This window comes from Sphingobium sp. SCG-1 (assembly GCF_002953135.1).
Classification (GTDB): Bacteria; Pseudomonadota; Alphaproteobacteria; order Sphingomonadales; family Sphingomonadaceae; genus Sphingobium.
In genome coordinates this window covers 1,120,113-1,139,041 of the sequence record NZ_CP026372.1, presented here as the reverse complement: position 1 = coordinate 1,139,041, position 18,929 = coordinate 1,120,113, and the positions used below count along the sequence as shown (strand labels likewise).

Annotated in this window: 10 protein-coding genes; 5 read left to right on the top strand and 5 right to left on the bottom strand. The window is 60.9% G+C overall.

The features are described 5' to 3' along the window. Nucleotides 1–62 precede the first annotated feature (62 nt). Nucleotides 63–566: a hypothetical protein gene (locus C1T17_RS05155; RefSeq protein ID WP_189338500.1), complete on the top strand. Its 504-nt coding sequence runs from the start codon at nucleotides 63–65 to the stop codon at nucleotides 564–566. A gap of 55 nt (nucleotides 567–621) precedes the next feature. Here the strand turns inward: C1T17_RS05155 and C1T17_RS05150 are convergent, their stop codons facing one another. The 3 genes from C1T17_RS05150 to C1T17_RS05140 are packed head-to-tail and all read right to left on the bottom strand — an operon-like array spanning nucleotide 622 to nucleotide 6,965. Then, nucleotides 622–2,034, bottom strand: a complete 1,413-nt coding sequence (locus C1T17_RS05150; RefSeq protein ID WP_223262812.1) for a M20/M25/M40 family metallo-hydrolase — start codon at nucleotides 2,032–2,034, stop codon at nucleotides 622–624. A 43-nt stretch (nucleotides 2,035–2,077) separates the two neighbouring features. After that, nucleotides 2,078–5,062 carry an amidohydrolase family protein gene (locus tag C1T17_RS05145; protein WP_104952517.1) on the bottom strand — a complete coding sequence of 995 codons (2,985 nt, stop codon included), beginning with the start codon at nucleotides 5,060–5,062 and terminating at the stop codon, nucleotides 2,078–2,080. A gap of 28 nt (nucleotides 5,063–5,090) precedes the next feature. Continuing rightward, nucleotides 5,091–6,965, bottom strand: a complete 1,875-nt coding sequence (locus C1T17_RS05140; protein WP_104955012.1) for a gamma-glutamyltransferase family protein — start codon at nucleotides 6,963–6,965, stop codon at nucleotides 5,091–5,093. Between the two features lie 487 nt (nucleotides 6,966–7,452). Here C1T17_RS05140 and C1T17_RS05135 point away from each other — a divergent pair, with 487 nt between their 5' ends. Beyond that, nucleotides 7,453–10,584: a TonB-dependent receptor domain-containing protein gene (locus C1T17_RS05135; RefSeq protein ID WP_189338499.1), complete on the top strand. Its 3,132-nt coding sequence runs from the start codon at nucleotides 7,453–7,455 to the stop codon at nucleotides 10,582–10,584. Between the two features lie 106 nt (nucleotides 10,585–10,690). Here the strand turns inward: C1T17_RS05135 and C1T17_RS05130 are convergent, their stop codons facing one another. Next, nucleotides 10,691–11,026, bottom strand: coding sequence for a UrcA family protein (locus C1T17_RS05130; protein WP_104952516.1), 336 nt, complete (start codon nucleotides 11,024–11,026; stop codon nucleotides 10,691–10,693). Nucleotides 11,027–11,235: 209 nt separating this feature from the next. Then, nucleotides 11,236–11,661, bottom strand: coding sequence for a vWA domain-containing protein (locus tag C1T17_RS05125; RefSeq protein ID WP_104952515.1), 426 nt, complete (start codon nucleotides 11,659–11,661; stop codon nucleotides 11,236–11,238). 1,157 nt (nucleotides 11,662–12,818) lie between these two features. Between C1T17_RS05125 and C1T17_RS05120 the strand changes: the two genes are divergently transcribed. Genes C1T17_RS05120 through C1T17_RS05110 form a run of 3 tightly spaced genes read left to right on the top strand, consistent with a single transcriptional unit; the run spans nucleotide 12,819 to nucleotide 18,831 of the window. Further along, entirely contained in the window at nucleotides 12,819–14,006 is a 1,188-nt protein-coding gene (locus tag C1T17_RS05120; protein WP_104952514.1) for a DUF6361 family protein, read from the top strand. Between the two features lie 2 nt (nucleotides 14,007–14,008). Further along, nucleotides 14,009–15,844, top strand: coding sequence for a phospholipase D family protein (locus tag C1T17_RS05115; protein WP_104952513.1), 1,836 nt, complete (start codon nucleotides 14,009–14,011; stop codon nucleotides 15,842–15,844). Next, nucleotides 15,841–18,831, top strand: coding sequence for a DEAD/DEAH box helicase family protein (locus C1T17_RS05110; RefSeq protein ID WP_104952512.1), 2,991 nt, complete (start codon nucleotides 15,841–15,843; stop codon nucleotides 18,829–18,831). Before C1T17_RS05115 ends, C1T17_RS05110 begins: the two co-directional genes overlap by 4 nt. Nucleotides 18,832–18,929 lie beyond the last annotated feature (98 nt).

Here is an 18,929-nt window from a genome sequence, read left to right as displayed (position 1 = left end):
TTGAAAGCTCCGCATCGAGCAAATCCACTTGCCGTTTTTTTCGCCAGCGGTGACAAACAGACATGATCGAGCGCAGCGCAGGCACCGTGAACAAGACGACCATTTCATTGTTGCTTGCCGCAGTTTCGCTGCCTTCGCTGATATTCGTCGCCTTGCAATTCGGGTTTGGGTATCGCGCACAGCGACAATCGCTCGAGACTACTGCGGCTGCTCGTGCAGATGCGATCATGGCTCAGATCGGTGGCAATATGCAGCGGACGCGCGCTTCGATCCTGGCCAGCGCCGCGACGGTCAAACGCAATGTTTGGCGCGGTGCCTATGATCGCGCGAAAGAGCTGGCGGCGATCCACTACAACTGGAAATCGGTGAGACTGATCTCTGCGACCATCGGCAGAACGACCATCCCATTGATGTCCACGTCTTCCCATCACTCGAGAGCGAAGCGAATCGGGTCGGGCTTCAGCGACTTATCGCGTTACTCTTGCAACGCGGCGGCAACGCCTTGGTGGGAGATATCGCGGCCAAGCTCGATCTCGGCCACCACAGGCGAGACGATCGTCGCGTAGGTAAAACGTCAGCGACGGCCGCTTCTGCACTTCGCGTCCATTAAAAGGGGAAGCTCTATTCCGCTTGGTCGGCGTACGATTTCACCAACTTGTAGAGAAATTTCCTCGCCTCCATTACCGACCGCACGCGAATACGCTCGTTGAGGCCATGCACGCCATTGCCATCGGGATCGCGGAAGATCCCCGAGATGCCGTAGGTGGGAATGCCCGCCGCATTCAGCGTCACGGCGTCGGTCGCACCCGTCGCCATGTGCGGCACCATCGGCACGCGCGGCCATACCGATGCGGAGGCCCGCTGCGCAGGACCGAAAACGGCGTCGGTTACGGGCGCAGGCGGCGAAGGTTTGTACGTGCGGCCCGCCGTGATCTTGACTTCAGGATCGGCGATGACCTTGGTGAGTGTCGCCTGGATTTCTTCGGTGGGAACACCCGGAATGACGCGGCAGTTTATGGTCGCTGTCGCCCGCTGTGGCAAAGCATTGCCTGCGTGTCCCGCCGACAGCAAGGTCGCAACGCAGGTCGTGCGCAGCATCGAATGATAAATGGGTGAGCGGTTGAGAATGTCGCTCGCTGCCTTGTCTTCGGAATTGGCGACGATGGCGGTCATCGCTGCGCCTTCCTCTCCGCCGACGATCTTCGCCATCCTGGAAAAATAGCCGCGGTTCGCTTCGATGAACTGGACCGGAAACTCATACTGGCTCAGCTCGTCGAGCGCACGGGCAAGGCTGTAGATCGCGTTGTCGGGGCGAGGCACCGAGGAATGACCGCCGGGATTTGTCGTTTCAAGCGTGAAGTTCATCACCACCTTTTGCGCGGCCTGAAACGTCTGATCGACATATTTGCCGTTCGCGTCCAACTCCCCATATCCGCCTTCATTCAGAGCGATGCCCGCGTCGATCAGATCACGCTGATTGTCGACCAGCCACTTCGCGCCATTCAGGTACAGGCCCTCCTCACCGCAAGTCAGCGCCATCTTGATAGTGCGCAGCGGTTTGTACCCTTCCGCCTGAAATCGCAGCAAATTGTCGGCCCAGATCGCGTCCTGCGCCTTCATGTCGGCCACACCGCGCGCGTAAAAATACCCGCCCTCTTCGATAAGCGTGAATGGGTCGCGGGTCCAGTCCGCCCGCCGGGCGTTGACGACGTCGATGTGACCCAGCATCAGTACGGCCTTCAGCTTGGGATCGCGGCCTGGATACACAGCGACCAGAGCGCCGGCCTTGGGATGCCCTTCGGGAACGAAAAGGTGCAGATTGGCTTCCGGAAAGCCGCCGGCCTTCATCCGCGCCGCGATTTTCTCCGTAACCGCTGTGCAACTGCCGGTGTCGAAGCTGGAATCCGTTTCCACCATCTCCTTCAGCATCGCCCGGAACCCCGCCTCGCCCGGTTCGGGAGCTGCGTGGGCAGGCGTGTGGAACGCCGCCATCAGGCCGGCCACTGCGCACAACGCGACGTTCGCTTTTCTCACTCTATTCACTCCTGATCTGTTGTGCCCCAATCCAGAGGCGCGGCTATGGCCTGTCGCCCAGCTTCACCAGTTCATCCACGCCATAGGGGCGGCCGTTGGTGATGACCTTGCGCACGTTGAAGGTGTTGGCGATATTCTCGCGCGGGTCGCCGTCCAGCAGGACGATGTCGGCAAGCTTGCCCGCCTCCAGCGTGCCCGCGTCCAGATTGAGAGCTTCCGCCGGGGTTTTCGTCGCGGACTGCAACGCCTGAAACGGCGTCAGGCTAGCGTCGACATAAGACGCGATTTCCGCATGAAGATTGATCGCAATCGTCGTGTCGGTCCCCGCCGTTATCTTCGTCCCGGCATCGTACATCGCCTTTAGCGACTGCAGGCTTCCCGCCAGCATAGACTGCCGCATCGCCATCAGCATCGGGTTCTGTTCCTGTACCGACTTCTGCGCCCAGCCGGGGTACAGGCCCAGTCGGGGATCATTTTTATATCCCGGATTCTTCTCCAGATAGCCCAGCAACGCGCCGAAGTTTGTCGGTGTGAGCACCCGTTGGCTCTGCCCGAACAACTGGATCACATCTTCGTAAGATCGCGCTTGCGGCCCCTGCTTGGGGGAATAGCCGCGCCTGCTCGTCGCGCCCATATGTTCGGTCGCGTCGACACCGGTATAGGCGGCGGGATAGATCTCATGCCCCGTCACCGGAACGCCCATCGCATGCGCCGCCTCCACGATCCGGCGCTGATAGAGATCGGGCATCCGGACATAGCTTTTCACGACGTCATATTTCAGCAGGCGCGCGCGCTCCAGTTCACGCTCCAGATGCGCTGGACCAGCCACGGCAACGCCCATCTTGTAGTAGACGCGCTGCCATTCCAGAAGCGGCCCGTTGGTGTAGATGCGCGGCCCAATGCGGACGCCCGATTCGTTGGCCTCGCGATCCTCCACGCCGTCATAGGGCTGGTTACCGGGATCGCGCACGGTGGTGATACCATAGGCCAACCAGGCCCGGTGCGCGTTCGCGCCGAAGTCCTTCTGCACATGCGCATGATGTTCGATGAGGCCGGGGATGGCAGTAAGCCCCGTACCGTCGATGAACTTGGCGGCGGAAGTGTGGAGCGCGGGATCATGATCGCTGATCGATGCGATCCGGTTACCCTCTATCACGATGTCCTTGTCGTGCTGCGTCACGTCGCGAACGGAATCGACCAGATTGCTGACATGGATCACCGTGCGTCCGGTCGGCTTCGCGAGCGTATAGCTCAAGTTAATGGGGATTTCGCGGATCACGCCGGTTTCGATGTCGATCGACTTCACCTTGTCGGCCGACTGGTAGAGGATCGTCTTGGAATCCCCCGCCCATGACGGGAAATAGGAGATGTCGGACGTATAGCTGCGCGGCGGACCCGCAGGCGTACCATCGGCCGACACCGGCCAGATCTTGAGCAATCCTTCGTAGATCGCCGCCATCTTCGTGCCGTCCGGCGACCAGGCAGGGCCACCCCCTCCGCGCGTGTCGATCGAGGCATTGGCCTGCGGAACCTGCCACACCGGCGGTCCTTTGCCATCGGCGGGTATCACGTAAATCTGGTTGGTGCCCTCGCGAAAGCTGGACGAGAATTTGTACGAAAGCCCGATGGCGATATTCTTACCGTCCGCCGACCAGCTAGGCGAGCCGGGCTGTCCCAGCGACGCCTGCAGGCGCGTGACCTTGCCGGTCTCCACGTCCACTACGCAGACACCCGCGACGCCCCACATGCCGTCCACATCGATAAATGCGATTCGCGTACCATCCGGCGACCAAGCCGCGCCGAGTGGTTGCGTGTCCATCCGCGTCAGTTGGCGGTCGCGTCCGGTTTTCAGGTTGCGTATCCACAGTTGCGGCAAGCCGCCGCCTTTGTCCGAAGTATAGACGAGGCTCGATCCATCCGGCGACCACGCGACATCGGCCTCCATCGCATGATCTTTGGTGAGGTTCTCCGGCGTGCCGCCTGTGGCTGGCATCAGATAGAGGTCGCCCAGCGCGATAAAAGCGATCTGGCTGCCATCGGGAGATACGGCAGGCTTCACGATGCCCAGCGCGCGGCGCGGCGCAGTGGTATCGAAATCACGCTTGGCGCGGGTATATTGCGGCCGCGTGACTTCCAGCTTCGCAGTGAAGGGGACTTCGGTAACGCGGCTGCCCGAACGGCGACGGATCCGGCCGTCGGACACATAGTAATAGCCGCCTTTGCCCGGTAGCCAGGACACCCGGAACGGAAATACGTTTTCTGCCCCCGACACTGCTTTGCCGTCGATTTCCAAGTGGCTGCCTTTGGCGTCCGCGACGACATAGGCGAGTTGCCCATCCGGCCCCCAGGAGGGGGCATCGACACGACCCTCGACCTGCTTCAGCATCCGCTCCTTGCGGTCGGCGAGCGACACGGCCCACAATGCGACCTGCGTTCCCTGCGCGCTGGAATAGGCGATCTCCCGCCCGTCGGGCGACCAAGTCGGCATCCGGTCTTCATTGGGATTGGTCGTGATCTGCTCCAGCTTCCCCGTACCGACCTCGATCGTCCAAATATTGTAACTCGCCGATCCCAGCCGGTCCGAGGAAAACGCAATCTTGCTGCCATCCGGCGACCACGAGGGTTCACGGTCGTCGTAGGCGCCTTCCGTCAATTTCTTAGCGTCCGATCCATCGGGCGACACTGTCCAGAGATCATACCCACCATCGCGATAGGCGAAGTAAGCCAGCGTCTTGCTGTCCGGCGACCAGACCGGCTGACGCGCATCGTTGAAATAGTCGGTGATGAGCTTGGCGCGGCCTCCCTTAGCAGGGATGATCCAGAGGCTGCCCTGAAGATCGACGGTCAGAAACTTTCCGTTGGGCGATACGGACACCGCCATCGACGTACCTTCGTGCACGTCGAACGCGATGGTCTTCCCCTGTCCGGGGGGAGCAGGTTGCACCGGTTCTGCACGCGCCGCGATCGGCGCGGCGCCGCCAAGCGTCGTTGCTGCCAGCAATAGCGATGCGGCGATGCGCTGCCTCATGCGAAAATCCCCTTAAAATCTCATGAATTTACCAACCGAAGACGTAGCGTTCACGCCGCACGTCTGCGCCGCCCCGCAACGTTCCCGGGCCGGGCACGACGCCCGCCGCGACAATACCGGTCGAGACGCCATATGGCCCGAGCACGTCCAGCTTATGCCCGCGTGCTTTCAGGGCGGTGCGTACATCCTCCGGCACGCGATCCTCAATTTCCAGCACGCCCGGTTCGTCTTTCTTGACCGTGAAGGAGCCGTGAAAATGGTTTGAGTTGATCCGGGGCGCTTCGATAGCGGCCTGCAACGGCTGACCGAAGGCGAGGACGCGCAGCAGCACGTTCATGATCTGCTGATCCTGATTGTCGCCGCCCGGCGTGCCGATCGCGAGAAACGGCGCGCCGTCTTTCATGACAATGCAGGGCGACAGCGTGGTGCGCGGCCGTTTGCCGGGGGCGAGCACGTTGGGGCTTGCTGGATCGAGGTCGAACACCGTCATACGGTTGCTCATCGGCACACCGGTATCTCCCGCAATATACGCGCCGCCCAGCAGCCAGCCGGAACTTGGCGTGCAACTGAAAAGGTTGCCCTCGCGATCGACCACTTCGACTGCGGTGGTGTCAGCGGTGGGGCCGCCCTTGCGCTTGATCATATGCGGCATGAACACAGGCGTCGTGCGGGCACTGCCCTCGAAGGCCCAGGGATCGCCAAAGCGATGTTCGAGCGATGCGCGCGGGCCGATCAGCTTTGCCCGCTGTGCCGCGTACGCTTTCGAAAGCAAGCCCTTGGCCGGCACCTTGGCAAAGTCTGGATCACCGAAGAACATGTTCCGATCGTCGAACGCCAGCTTGATCGATTCCGCCAGCGTATGCAGATATGGGTCCGATCCGGGCGTCATGGTGGCAATGCCCGCAGCCTCGGCTATGTTCAGCGCCATCAGCATCGCAGGCCCCTGACTCCAGAAGCCACCCTTGCAAACCTCATAGCCGAACACGCTGGTAGTCGCCGGACTCTCGATGTTGCCCTTGTACCCGGCGAGATCCTCATACCGCATCAGGCCGCCATCCTTTTCGACGGCAGCGCCAATGCGGCGGGCGATGTCGCCCTTGTAGAAGGCGTTGCGGCCTGCCTGTATGGCCGCCCTACGGTCCTTCTTCCGCTTGAACGCCGCGCGATCGGCCTCGGCGATCAGCCGCAAAGTGCGAGCAAGATTGGGCTGGCGGAATATCTCGCCCGTCTTCGGCAATTGCCCGTCGGGATAATAGGTGTCGTACGCCGACGCCCACTTCGACGTCGCCTTCTGCTGGCTAACGAACACCTCGGCCAGGAAGTTGTACATCACGAAGCCGTCCGCCAACTCGATCGCGGGCTGCAACACCTGATCGAGCGTCATCGTGCCATTAAGCTGCAAAGCGAGCGCCATGGCGTCCAGCATCGCAGGAACCGTGCCCCCACTGGGTCCATTGCCCGGAATGATACCAGCATCGGTGAACTTATCGGGCGTGGCGAGGGCAGGCGCAGTGCCCTGGCCGTTCACAACCGACACCTTCTTTGCCTTCGCATCGTAAATGATCGTTGGTGCTTCCCCGCCAAAGCCGAAGTGCGAAATCTCCGTCACGGCAGCGGCAAGCACTGCCGCCACGCCCGCATCGGTTGCATTGCCGCCAGCCAGCAATATGCGCGTGCCCGCCGCCACGGCATAATGGCGGCCAGCGGCGACGATACCGAAATTGCCCACGATCTCCGGCCGCAGCGTTTCCCCGGCACTCACCAGCCGCGTAGGTTCGATGGCGGACGCGCGTGGTGCGACCTGCGCAAACGCAGGCAGTTCGCCAGCCAGCATCGCGGCTCCGCCTATTGCCAGACCTCCAAGATCGCGGCGGCTCAACCCGCCTCCGAGCGCATCGCTCATTTTGCCGCTCATGTTGGCAATGTCTCCCGTGTCGATATGCGGCTGATGGTCTGCATGACTCGTTGGCATTGAACGAGAAGCATCGCGATTTCCTCCACCCCAGTGGTGTGATTGCCAAGACAAAATAAAAGCAGCGATAGTTGCTGCACGATGGCGGGTTTCAGTCGCTCGATAGTTTTAAGAACATTGAACAAGCAGGGCAGTCCGCCTGACCCAGCACCACAAGATCGACTGTCACGACATGGCAGACGGTCGAATTCGACTTTGGGAGAAGATGTCGGAGCTCCAAGGCAGGAGTTCTGATGCGCATCGCTACGCGGCCATTGCTTTGCGGTAACGCGGCAAGCCTCATCCAGAGGTTGATAATTGGCACGGATGCGCTGGATTACCTGCACCATCACACAAGGCCGTGCGCCGGCAGGAGCGGCATGGCGGTTCGACAGGGGAAAAGGGAATGAGCGGTCCAAGGGTCATTGAAACTGCATTGATGAGCGTCAGCCTTCTTGCGCTTACCATGGGCACCGGTCTCGCGCAGACCACTCCGGCGGAGGAAACGCCGAGCGCATCGGTGCCAACGTCGGCCGGTGACGCGGCTAACTCCGGCGAAGATATCGTGGTCCTTGGATCGCAGATCAGGGGTGCAAAGACTACCGGCGCGTTGCCGGTCAATGTCGTCGGCACTGAACAGATCGCAGCCGTTGCCGCCGTGTCCGGGGCAGATCTCTTCCGCTCGATCCCGCAACTAGGCGGCGTCACCTTCAACGAACAAGTGCTGGGCGGCGGCAACGCAAATGCCGCGCGCGGCGACGTCTCGACCGTCTCGCTACGCGGTCTTGGACAAGGCAATACGCTGTTGCTCATCAACGGTCGCCGCACCGTGCTGCATCCCACATCACAGGCGATCACGGGCGTCGTGGATTCCGGGGTGCCGACCTTCGGCTATAATGCCAACACCATTCCCGTCGGCAACATCTCCCGCGTGGAAGTGCTGCGTGATGGCGCAGCGGCGCTCTATGGGTCGGACGCTGTGGCAGGGGTCGTCAACAATGTGCTCAACTCCGACTTCAAAGGCGCTAAGTTCGACGCGCAATATGGCGGCGCGGAGGGCACCAATCTTCGGGAGTTTACGGTTAACGGTCTGATCGGCAAAGACTTCGCCGAGGGCCGCGGCAATATCTCGCTCTTCGCAGGCTATGCGCAGAAGTCCAAACTGTATCTTCGCGATCAGGATTATACCGCCAGCGTCGACCGGCGCGGCTATGTCGCAGGGACGGCCTTCGCCAATGTCGCCGCGTTCAACGGCACCAGCACCAGCACGCCATGGGGCACGTTCCGCGCGCTGGCCGCAACGCCCAGCGCAAATGGGCTCGTCAGTTTCCTCAATCGGGCGATTTCCAGCGGCGCTACCCCCTTCACCAACGCGTCGAGCCAATTTCACATTCAGCCGAATACAAGTCCCGGATGCCGGATCGCTTCGGGCACGGACGGCATGTGCTATGACGATGGCAATGGCGCGACTGAGATGGCGACCGTCGATTCCAACCTTCGCTTCAATTCGCCGGCAACTTACGACGATCTGACCACTCAGCCATCGGTGAAGCGCATCAACCTGTTCGCCAACGCGCATTATGATCTGACCGACAACCTTACGATCTTCGGTGAAGCCGGCTTCTATCGCGGCAAGACCAGCGCCATCATTGGCGCGCCCGGATCGTTGGCCAACATTCCGATCACGGTCGCAGCCAATGCCTACTGGAACCCGCTCGGCCCCGTTGGGTCGCCCAATCGCGTTCCGGGCCTCAGCACCGCTATCGTGCCCGCCACAGGGCTACCGGTCCAGATCACGTCCTATAGCTATGTGGATGTCGGATCACGCACCGTCGATGTCACCAACTATCAGTATCGTTTCCTAGGCGGCCTGCGCGGCAGCTTCGGCGACTGGGACTTCGACTCGGCGGGACTCTACACCTGGGCCACGGCTGCGGATACGCAGGAAAATTTCTCCAACACCCTACTTCAGGCCGCGATCAACAAGACTACGCCTGACGCCTATAATCCCTTCAACGGCGGCTGCATCAACGCACCGTCAATCGGGGATTGCACCCCCAACAGTCAGGCTACAATCGACAGCTTCATGATAAAGGCGACCCGCAGGACGCGCACATCGCTCGCGTTGGCAGACTTCAAGATCTCAAATAACGACCTCATCGGCCTGTGGGCGGATAACAGCATCGGCATCGCGGCGGGCATCGAATATCGCCGGGAAACCTATCGCGACAACCGCTCGACATATCAGGGCGGCGTTAGGGGCGTCGATACCACCTACACCGATGCAGTGACGGGCATCTTCTACGGTTCCGACTTGGGCGGCGCCAGCCCCAGCCCCGACGTTCGCGGCAAGCGCAACGTGAAATCGGCCTATGCGGAACTTGCCATTCCGATATTCAGCCCGGAAATGGAAGTGCCCTTCTTCCGCAGCCTCGATTTTCAGGTTGCAGGCCGGTATGAGGATTATAGTGACGTCGGCTCAGTCGCGAAGCCCAAGATCGCAGGTTCGTGGGAATTGCTTCAGGGCATCAAGCTACGCGGATCGTGGTCGCAGGGCTTTCGCGCGCCAAACTTGGAGGTCATCAACACCTCCACACTCGACCGCGTGAATACCGGCATCGATTATGTGCTATGCGAAGCCGATGTCCGCGCTGGTCGCATCGCCAACTTCTCGCAATGCAATCGCAGCATCTCGGTCCTGCGGCGCAGCGGCGGCAACCGCAATCTGAAGCCAGAAGAATCGACGAGCTGGAGCTTTGGCGCGGTATTGTCCCCGCCGTTGCCGGATGGCCTCGGTAAAGTGACGCTCACCGTCGATCGCTGGCGCATCAAGCAGAAGAACGTCGTCGGCCTGCTCGACTATCAGAACGGGCTGAACCTCGACTACCTGCTACGTGCTCAGGGCAGCAGCAATCCGAACGTCGTTCGCCGCGCGCCGACGGCCGACGATATCGCGCTTGCGCAGGGCACCGGCCTCGCGCCCGTAGGCGAATTGCTGTACGTCATAGCAAACTTCGAAAATCTGCTGCCGGTGACGGTGCAGGGTATCGATTTCGGCCTCGATTATGTTTTGCCCAATACGTCGATCGGCAGTTTCTCCCTCAACGTGAATGCGTCTCGCCTGATTAGCTACTATGTCGATGCTCCGCAGGGCGTGGCCGACGTGATCGCGGGGCGCGACGCCGGTGTCATCAACGCAGGCGTGCCCATCCAGGGCGGTGGCGATGTGGTGGGTCGGGATGGCCAGCCGCGCTGGCGGATTTCGGCGATGCTGGACTGGACTGTGGGACCGGTGAAGATCGGCGCTTTCACGCAATTCACCGACGACGTTTATGAAAATGCCGTCCGCGATGCGCAGGCTAATCCCTTCATTGTGAAGGGCCAAACCACGGTCAATCTATATGCCCAGTACACCTTCAAGAATGACGGCCCGCTCAACAATACCGCCATTCAGATTGGTGCGCGCAATATCTTCGACAAGAACCCGCCATTCTCGTCGGCTGGCTATCTTTCCAGCGTTTATCAACCGCAAGCGCGCTACTGGTACACCAGCGTCAAGAAAACGTTCTGACTGGTCCGTGGAGCATGTCCGTCAAAGACATGCTCCACATCCTCCACACCAGGCGATGGATCGAGCCTTTAGAGGCCGGTCCACTCTGATGTTAATGCTGCCAACACTAGCCGCGCCGGACACCGACCATCTTGGCAAGATCCGCCCGCGCGCCATTCAGTGCGCCATCGACACAGGTGCGGTAGTCGCGTGTCTCCGGAAGCACGGTTCCCTGCACCCATCCACAAACCTTCTTTGATGCTTTACTGAGGCGTGCATCTGCCCAGCGCACGCCGCTGTCCGCAGCAAGATTCAGCCCGACCATGGACACGGTGACACGATGTATCTCGACGCCCCTCGTCCCTTCCACAACCACATCGGCATCGCTGCTCGAGGCGAAAGCCGGCGCATATAGCGCGCAGGCACAAGCGGCGGCCAACGCCGCCGACATCTTTCCGGTCATCCTGTTTCTCCTACGTCTTTACACCCGTCGGCTCTTTGCTCTGTCGGATTAGGCACTAGATACAGCACTGCGGCGTGCACGGAAAGAGGACTTGTCTCTTGTTTGGGACTGCCCTCGACCAAATGGTGACCTTCATGTCTTCGAATTCTGTTCTCGAAAGCCGCCACTCGTTTGCGAGTCAAGTTGAAGACGGGGCGGTGGGTACAGGTTCAGCGCATTGCGACCTCGGTGTTGCCGCAACGTCCCGCGTTGTAGCTGCCTACCTTCCGGATGATTTCAACCTGTTCGGGTCGACGCGCCTTTGTAGCGCCGCTACGCCACTGCATCCGTTCCGCTGCAATGATAGCCCGATCCACGGCTTCGGGCGTATCTCCGCCGCCGCTGGCATCTTGCCGGTCAAGCGTCGCTCGCAGTGCCGCAATATCGCCAGACAAAGGAAACGACCGTGTGACATATTCATCACCCTCGTCCCGATAGACGATCAATCGAACGCGCAGATCGACGTTACGGACCTGACTTTTCACTCGGGTAACGATGGAATCCAGTTCAGATTGCAGATAGCTTATCTCGTCGCCCATGCTGCCTGTTGTGTCCAACACCAGCACCAGGTCGAGAGCACTGACCTGTTTTATCACGCCAGAAACCCTCAAGTTTATGGTTTGCTGGCCGCGACCAGTCAGCTGTAGCTTCTGGCTGGTCAAGCCAGCCCGTGAGGGAACCGATATCCGCGCGCCATCAGCATTCCGGAGCCTCCGATATGACCCAGCCCCATCATAGCACAGGCTCCCCGACGTCGCTGACCGAGCATGCGGTTGACGGTCAGGGCAGGACGGCTCGAGTGTTCTTCTGGGCACCAGCTACCCCCAACACGCTGAAATCACTGAGGGATCGTCCAAAAGACGATCCCCAGAGAGCATCTGCTACAATAAACTGATTCGGGAACGTGGCCCATCATCAGACCGAAAGTCCCGGAAAACCGTTCTTTTTAGAGGCCGTGATTGCTACGGTAAGCTGCTACGGAATTTGCCCCGCGGGATGCTTCGGCGAGGGCACACACTCTAATTATCGCCACACGGTCCCGGTAGACGCTCAGCGTCTCGTGAATCGGCTCGAAATCTGGCGTTCGCTGCGCACCGACAGTCTCTCTATCGCCCTGCGTTGATTGCCGGGGGTCAGAAGAGCTTTCTGCCGAGGCACCTAAGCGATTGATTTCTCAGTCAAATCATAGACTTAAGAAGTCGCCAGAGCCATCATTAGCACGATCTGAATTCGTAGAAAAGGCTGGACGTAAATGGACGGGGCGGTTCGAGTCCTTCTGAGCATCGGGCTGGTTGGAGCTTTGTCCGAAATATGACTACAAATTTCGGACAGGTATCCGTGGACGATCGTGCCCGTCGAGCAGCGCGCCGATTATATGGCTGCGCTTGAGGAGGCCAGCGGCCGGCAGAACATTCGCCCCTTCACGGAGTTCCTAGCGCGAATACTAGACCGCGAAATGAGGGGAGAAACGGTCGCTCGGCTCCCGAATGAGATTGCCGGGCCTCTGTGACGCCAGCGGGGAGCTTCTGTGACTCGAACGGCGGCGTGGTCTATCGCAGCCTTGAGCCTCGGTGCACTATCGCTTCACCGCTAATCATTCCGGCGGTTAACTGGTCTGTCCAGTACCCTGAGGATCCACTAGTGTCGGATGAATAGCGGAGGGGGGAATATGCAGGTTGATACGGGGGTTTGGTCGGCGTCGAGAGAAGAAGGGCGACGCATAGAGATTTTGATACTTCCGCGGTTGGGTTAGGTGCCAAGTTTTGGGATAACCTATCTGTCGAAGGAAGCGTTGCGGGATGCACGGCGCTTCATGAGTGCCGATCAGGCCGGAGTGCGAGACGAGATCGGTTTTCTCATCGTTCACCAGCGTTATGCCGACCGGTTTTTCCCCGGAACATCGGTTCTGCACACGCGGCTACGCTACATTCTCTTCGTGCCTTGGCTCTATGCGAATGTTCGCGCCAGTCGCCTGCGCGGGCAACGGCCTGCCGATCTTATCGCACGTGGCGAACATCGGCTGACCGAGCGGCTGCTCGGCGAATCGGGCGTGATCGGCGGGAGGGTGTGGCCGACCCCGATCGACCAGCCGCCGCCTTATGTCTATTGGACAGCGCTTCAGCAATGGGGGTTGCTGCGCGAGCGCGGCCTGAACGGAAGTTGGTCGAGAGCTCAAGTCGAACGGGTCTTGGCGACCACGGTGTCAACCACGCTGCGCGATGATGAAGATCAACCTTTCGAGCAACCGACTTGGCCATTCACGTGTCCCGAGCCATCGGAGGACTGGCTCAAGGCGGACAAGCTCTCGTTCAAGCTCCAGAAGACGGAGCGGACGTATCTCGCCAGGCAGTTGCGCAACGTCAAATCCAGGGACGACGAGGATTCGCTCCTCGCAATGCTTGTCGGTCAACCGCTTGGCGATGCCGCTCATGTCTGGAGCCCGGACATTCTGGCGCTTGCGAAACACGAACGCCCGGCCCTGATACGCGCTGGTCACGCAGCGGCGCTCGCGGCCATCGGTCGGGCGGTTTATGCTGCGCAAGTCGAGTGGCTCAAGGCCAATCTCGACAAGCGGCAATGCTCCGACCACCAGCGCAAGGCTTTGCCGAAAGTCCTGAAGACATGGCGACGCCAAGCAGCGGCGCTCGACTGGGATGCCTTTGAAAAGGATATGGGGCATCTGCCAGCACCGGTCTCCGACGCGCTCGCGCAGACGCTGCAATGGGTAAAGGACGGCGGAACCGATCCGATGGCGATCGAGCCCGCCTATCGGCGCGCCGAGGAATCGCGAAAGCGTCGACGCGCGCGTTTGTCGCGTACCCAAGACGGTGCGGACCGCCGTCTCGAATGGAGTGAGGAGGAGCATGGCGCGGCGATGCCGCTCCATTTTCGCTGGAATAATGTCAAACGGCTGCTCGCAGACCTGGAAGGGGTGAAATAGCCATGGCGGGCGATTTCGCGGGGCAACCCTATCTCGATCAGCTTCGTCCGGACCGGGGCTGGACCGTGCGCGTCGCGCTGTTCACAGCGTATTCCGCAGACCCGTTCGCGATCGGCGCGACGTTGTTGGCGATGACCGGCCGCAATGGGGATGCCGGAAGCGGCAACGCCGCCGATTTTGCTGAGGCGGTCGAGCGGATGCGCGACAAGTTCAAAGTCATCGTCCAGCGCGGCCGGCTGCACCGGCGCTCGGGCCTTCCCAAAGTAACCGGTGTGCTCGACCAGTTCATCGTCGAGCAGAATTATGACGAAGACTGGCAGAGCTGGCATCCCAAACTCGCGTTGGTTGGCTATGAAGGTCCGGCAGGCGAACGCAGCTGGCGCTTTTGGATCGGCAGTCGCAATCTTACCCCGAGCCGTGATCTCGATCTGGGCCTGCTGATCGATGGCGAGGTCCGGCGTAAAAAGGGTTCCGGGCCAATCCCCGGAATATCGAGCATCGGTGAGCGCCTTGCTGGCTTGGCGCAGCTTGCCGACTTTCCCGCTAACGCATTCGCGGATGAACTCGGGGCGCTCACTTGGCGGGCGCCCGACGACGTTCGTATCAACAGCGTCGCCCTCCGCATAAAGGGCGATTCCGGGGCGAGCCCCCTGCCGGGCGGCACCTTCGACAGAATCGTCGCGATCAGTCCGTTTCTTTGTCCAGCTTTCGTCAAGACGATGGCTGAGTGGGGTGACAAAGGGACTGAGCGGATTCTGCTGACGACGGTGCCCGCCGTGCGTGGCTTGAGCGGGGACGCAAAAGCGTTGCTCAAACCCATGCGTCTGTTGGCTTTGGCGCCGCCAGAGCCGGAGCCGGAGGAGATAGAGCTCGACGCTGGAGCGGGGACATCGCCTCCCGCAGGTCAGAACCCGAACGACGACGCCGAAGCAGAACCGCCGCCCATCAGCCTTCATGCTAAACTGTTCGCGTTCCGCACTAAATCTGCAGTCAAAGTCGTGATGGGCAGCGCTAACGCGACCGACCGCGCCTGGGGCGGCCGCAATGCCGAGGCGACGGTCGATTTCGATGCGGGTCCATCGATTGTCGCGGGGATCGAGGCAATGCTGGGTTCGGCGATGCCAATACCCGCCGAGATATTCTCCGAACCCGATATTTCCTCGGTCAAGGACGGCGGTGAGTTTCTCGACGGCGTCCGCCGCGCGCTGGTTGCGCATTGGCCGGTTTCGATCGATCGGACGGGGCAGCAATTTGTCCTGACAGCCACGAGCCCGCCGAAACTTGGGAAACACGGCATTCGGCTCGAAGCATCGCTCATCACCGGCCAATTGGCGCCATGGCCCGTATCTGGAACCACGGTCGATCTGGGCGACATTCCCTTGGCCTGGCAGACCGATCTGATCCAGCTGCGGCTGAGTCTGGGTGATGACAGTTGTGGTTGGATGCAGCGGGTGACCGTCGAGCCGCCGATCGAGGCCGGTCGTGATCGCGCTGCGATTGCCCGTTTCCTTGGTATACGCTCATTCTATGCCTGGATGCGCGGATTGCTCGATGGCGACCTAGGGGCACCCGACGGCGAGCCGTGGGACCGTCATGAGCGTGGCGGCAACGGCCGAGACAGTGACGAGGTACGGTTGGACGACCTGACGCTCGAGGATATTCTGACGGCATGGGCGCGTGACAAAGCGGCGTTCCAGCGCGCCGATGCACGGTTTGAGACCTATATTACGGCAATCCTCGCACACGACGATACGCTCAGCGCCGAAGATCGCAACGCCCTGAAAATCTTGCAGAAGATCTGGGCAGCCGCGCGGCTCACGCTGATGTCACCGGCATGACGACGATACCACGCAAGTTTCAGACGGAAACAGTCGACGCCGCGATCGCCGCCTTAAAGAGCAAGGGTCGCCGCCGCTTCCTGGTCGCCGACGAGGTCGGCCTCGGCAAAACCCTGGTCGCGCGCGAGGTGCTTCGCAAGCTCTCTAACGATGGCGAGAAGCCTTTCACCGTTTACTACATCACCAGCAACACCAAGGTGTCCGATCAAAATGCTAATCGGTTGCTGGATTTCCTGGGTAAGGAAGCGAAGGCCGCAGTCTCGACGGTCGACCGGCTGGGCCTCATCCCGCTGGAAGGCAAGAAGCGCCCGGGCGTTCGGCTATATCCCCTCGCACCGTTGACATCGTTTCCGGCGCTCACGACACGTCCGCAAACCGGCAAGGTCGGCGAGCGTGCGTTCATCGCCTGCCTTCTCGATCGCTGTTATGAGGGGCTGGGAGATGAATTGCCTGCCGGCTTCATGCAACAGCGTGCCCAATCGAGCTGGGCGGGTGCACTCAGAAATGCGCGCAAATGGGTTGGTGAGCTGCCCGTCAAATTCATCAACGAGTATCGCAGCGCGCTGGTTCGCGAATTTGGCCACAACGCGCGCAAGAAGATCCTCGCCGCGACAACCGCAGAGAAGAAATTGCACGTGCTGGCACGGCTTCGCCGGCCGTTGGCCGAAGCCTGCCTGCTGGCAACGCCGCCCGATCTCATCATCTTCGATGAATTTCAGCGGTATCGCGACCTGCTGAAGCCGTCAAAGGACGACCGGCTGGTGCATGCCCTGCTCGACGGCAAGACAGGCCGTGGCCCGGCAATGATCCTGCTTTCTGCGACGCCCTACCGGCTCTACAGCGAGAGTTGGGAAGGCGCGCAGAACCAGCCGCACGAAGAACTTTTCGACATCATCGATTTCCTCGGCGGGAAAACAGCGCGCAGCGAAGCGTCTATGCTTTTCGAACGGTTTGGCGCGATCCTACGCCGCATCGGCCGGATGGCCGACGAGGATGCCGACCCGAATTTGGTCGAACACGCCCAGGCCATGAGGCACGATATTCAGACATTGTTGCGCCCGATGATGGCCAGAACCGAGCGACAGGATCCGGCCGATCTCGATTGGGAAGGAACGCATCATCCGGACCACAGCCTGCAGGCGGCTGATTTGCAGGTGTTCAAACATTTTGCCGAAGGTGTTCCTGGCAAATTGAAAGCCGCGGCGCTGCCTTATTGGCTATCCGTGCCGCTGCCCGCCCAGTCGCTTGGGATTCGGTACAAGATCTCCACCGGTGTGGAATTCAAGCCAGAGCGCTCCGTCCCAGCGCTCACCGCGGCGCGACGTCCGCGGGGCTCAAGCGGTGGCTGGGGAAGTGCTAAACTACGCGCTTTGCTCGACGTTTGTTCGGTAGAGCAACTGGCGTTGCCATGGGTAGCCCCGTCTGTGCGCTGGTGGCCGCTTGCCGGCGGATGGACCGAGGCGTCATCACCGAAACTCCTCCTGTTCAGCCGCTTTCGCGCTACACCGCAAAGCGTGGCTGGGCTGACCAGCCTCGAAGTCGAAAACCGCTATGCATCGACTGCGGGCGTGTCGTACGACCGGGCCTGGACGCGACGAAAGCTCCAGGTAAAGGCGGGTCAAGGCGCGACGTTGGCGCTCTTCCATCCTTCGGCATTTCTCATCCGGGAAACCGATCCGCTCAAGGGACGATTTGCCACGCCGGCTCTCGCCCAGCTGACCGTGAAACAGCAATTAAAGAAGGTGCTACGCGGTTTCGGAATTCCAATCCGCACCAATCCGAAATCGGATGCCAAGCGCCGGCTCCCCGGTTGGCAGGTGCTTGCTGCGGTAGAAAAGGTGAGTGGCGATTTCGATGATGCACAGGCCCTGTGGCAAGATCTAGCCAATGAGGACGGCGCGCTGGCGGAATTGCTTGCGCAACGCGCCGATGTTCCTGCGATCGAATGGCTCAGCCCACGAGAGCTTCAAGACCTCGCGGATATGGCGCTTGGTGGGCCGGCCATCACGGTCGGGCGCGCCTGGATGCGCCATTACAGCGAAGCCCTTGGGGACGACGGCCAGGACTCGCTGATTCGGTTCTGCTGGCAACGGCTACGCAATTATCTCGATAATCCTGTATTTTGGGGCCGGCTCGGCGATGCCAAGCCAACACGGGTGCTTCAGCGTGCGATCATCGATGGCGGCTTTGAGAGCCTGCTTGATGAACATTTCTGGCTGGCGCGAGCGCGCGTCGGGCCTGCCGAACTCGTGGATGATCTTCACGATGCACTCGCTGCGGCGTCCGGCTGGTTCACGTTCAAGGACCTTCCGGCCGGACCCGGCGGTATTCGTGTTCGATGCCATGCCGCGGTGCCGTTTGGCGGAACCGATGCCAGCGAGGATCCGCTCGCCGGGGATGATCGCGCAAAGCCCGTTCGCTCGCAGGAGCTGCGTCGTGCCTTTAATGCGCCGTTCTGGCCCCATGTTCTCGCCACTACGTCGGTGGGCCAGGAGGGTCTCGACTTTCACACGTGGTGCGATCGCATCGCGCATTGGGACCTTCCGTCCAATCCTGTCGATCTCGAGCAACGCGAAGGTCGCATCTCGCGATTTGCCGGTCTCGTCGTACGGCGGCCACTCGGGGAATCAGTCGGGCCTGCCGCGTTGACAGCGACAGCCAAGCTTGGAGGCTCACCCTGGTGCCATCTGGAAGGGCTGGCCGAAGAACGCCATGACGACCCGTCTGGCCTGAGCCCATGGTGGTTGCTGAAGGGCGCGGCGATCAAACGCTATGTGTTCAGCCTGCCGCAAAGCCGCGACGTCGCGCGTTTTCGACGCTTGCGGCGCCAGCGCCTCTTGTATCGGCTGGCGCTTGGACAGCCTAACCAAGAGGATCTTGTCGATCTCCTGATGAGTCACGGCGAAGACCGGGCTGCCGCGCTCGCCGCGTTGACGCTTGATCTAGCTGCCTATCGCCGCACGCCCGACGATGAGACGGCGAAGTGACGACCGCTCGATGCTCTCGCCCCGTTCGAAACGACACTGCGCAGCGATAGGACGCGCGGCCAACCACCACCCAATGAGACCGGCCCCCGGGGCCCGGG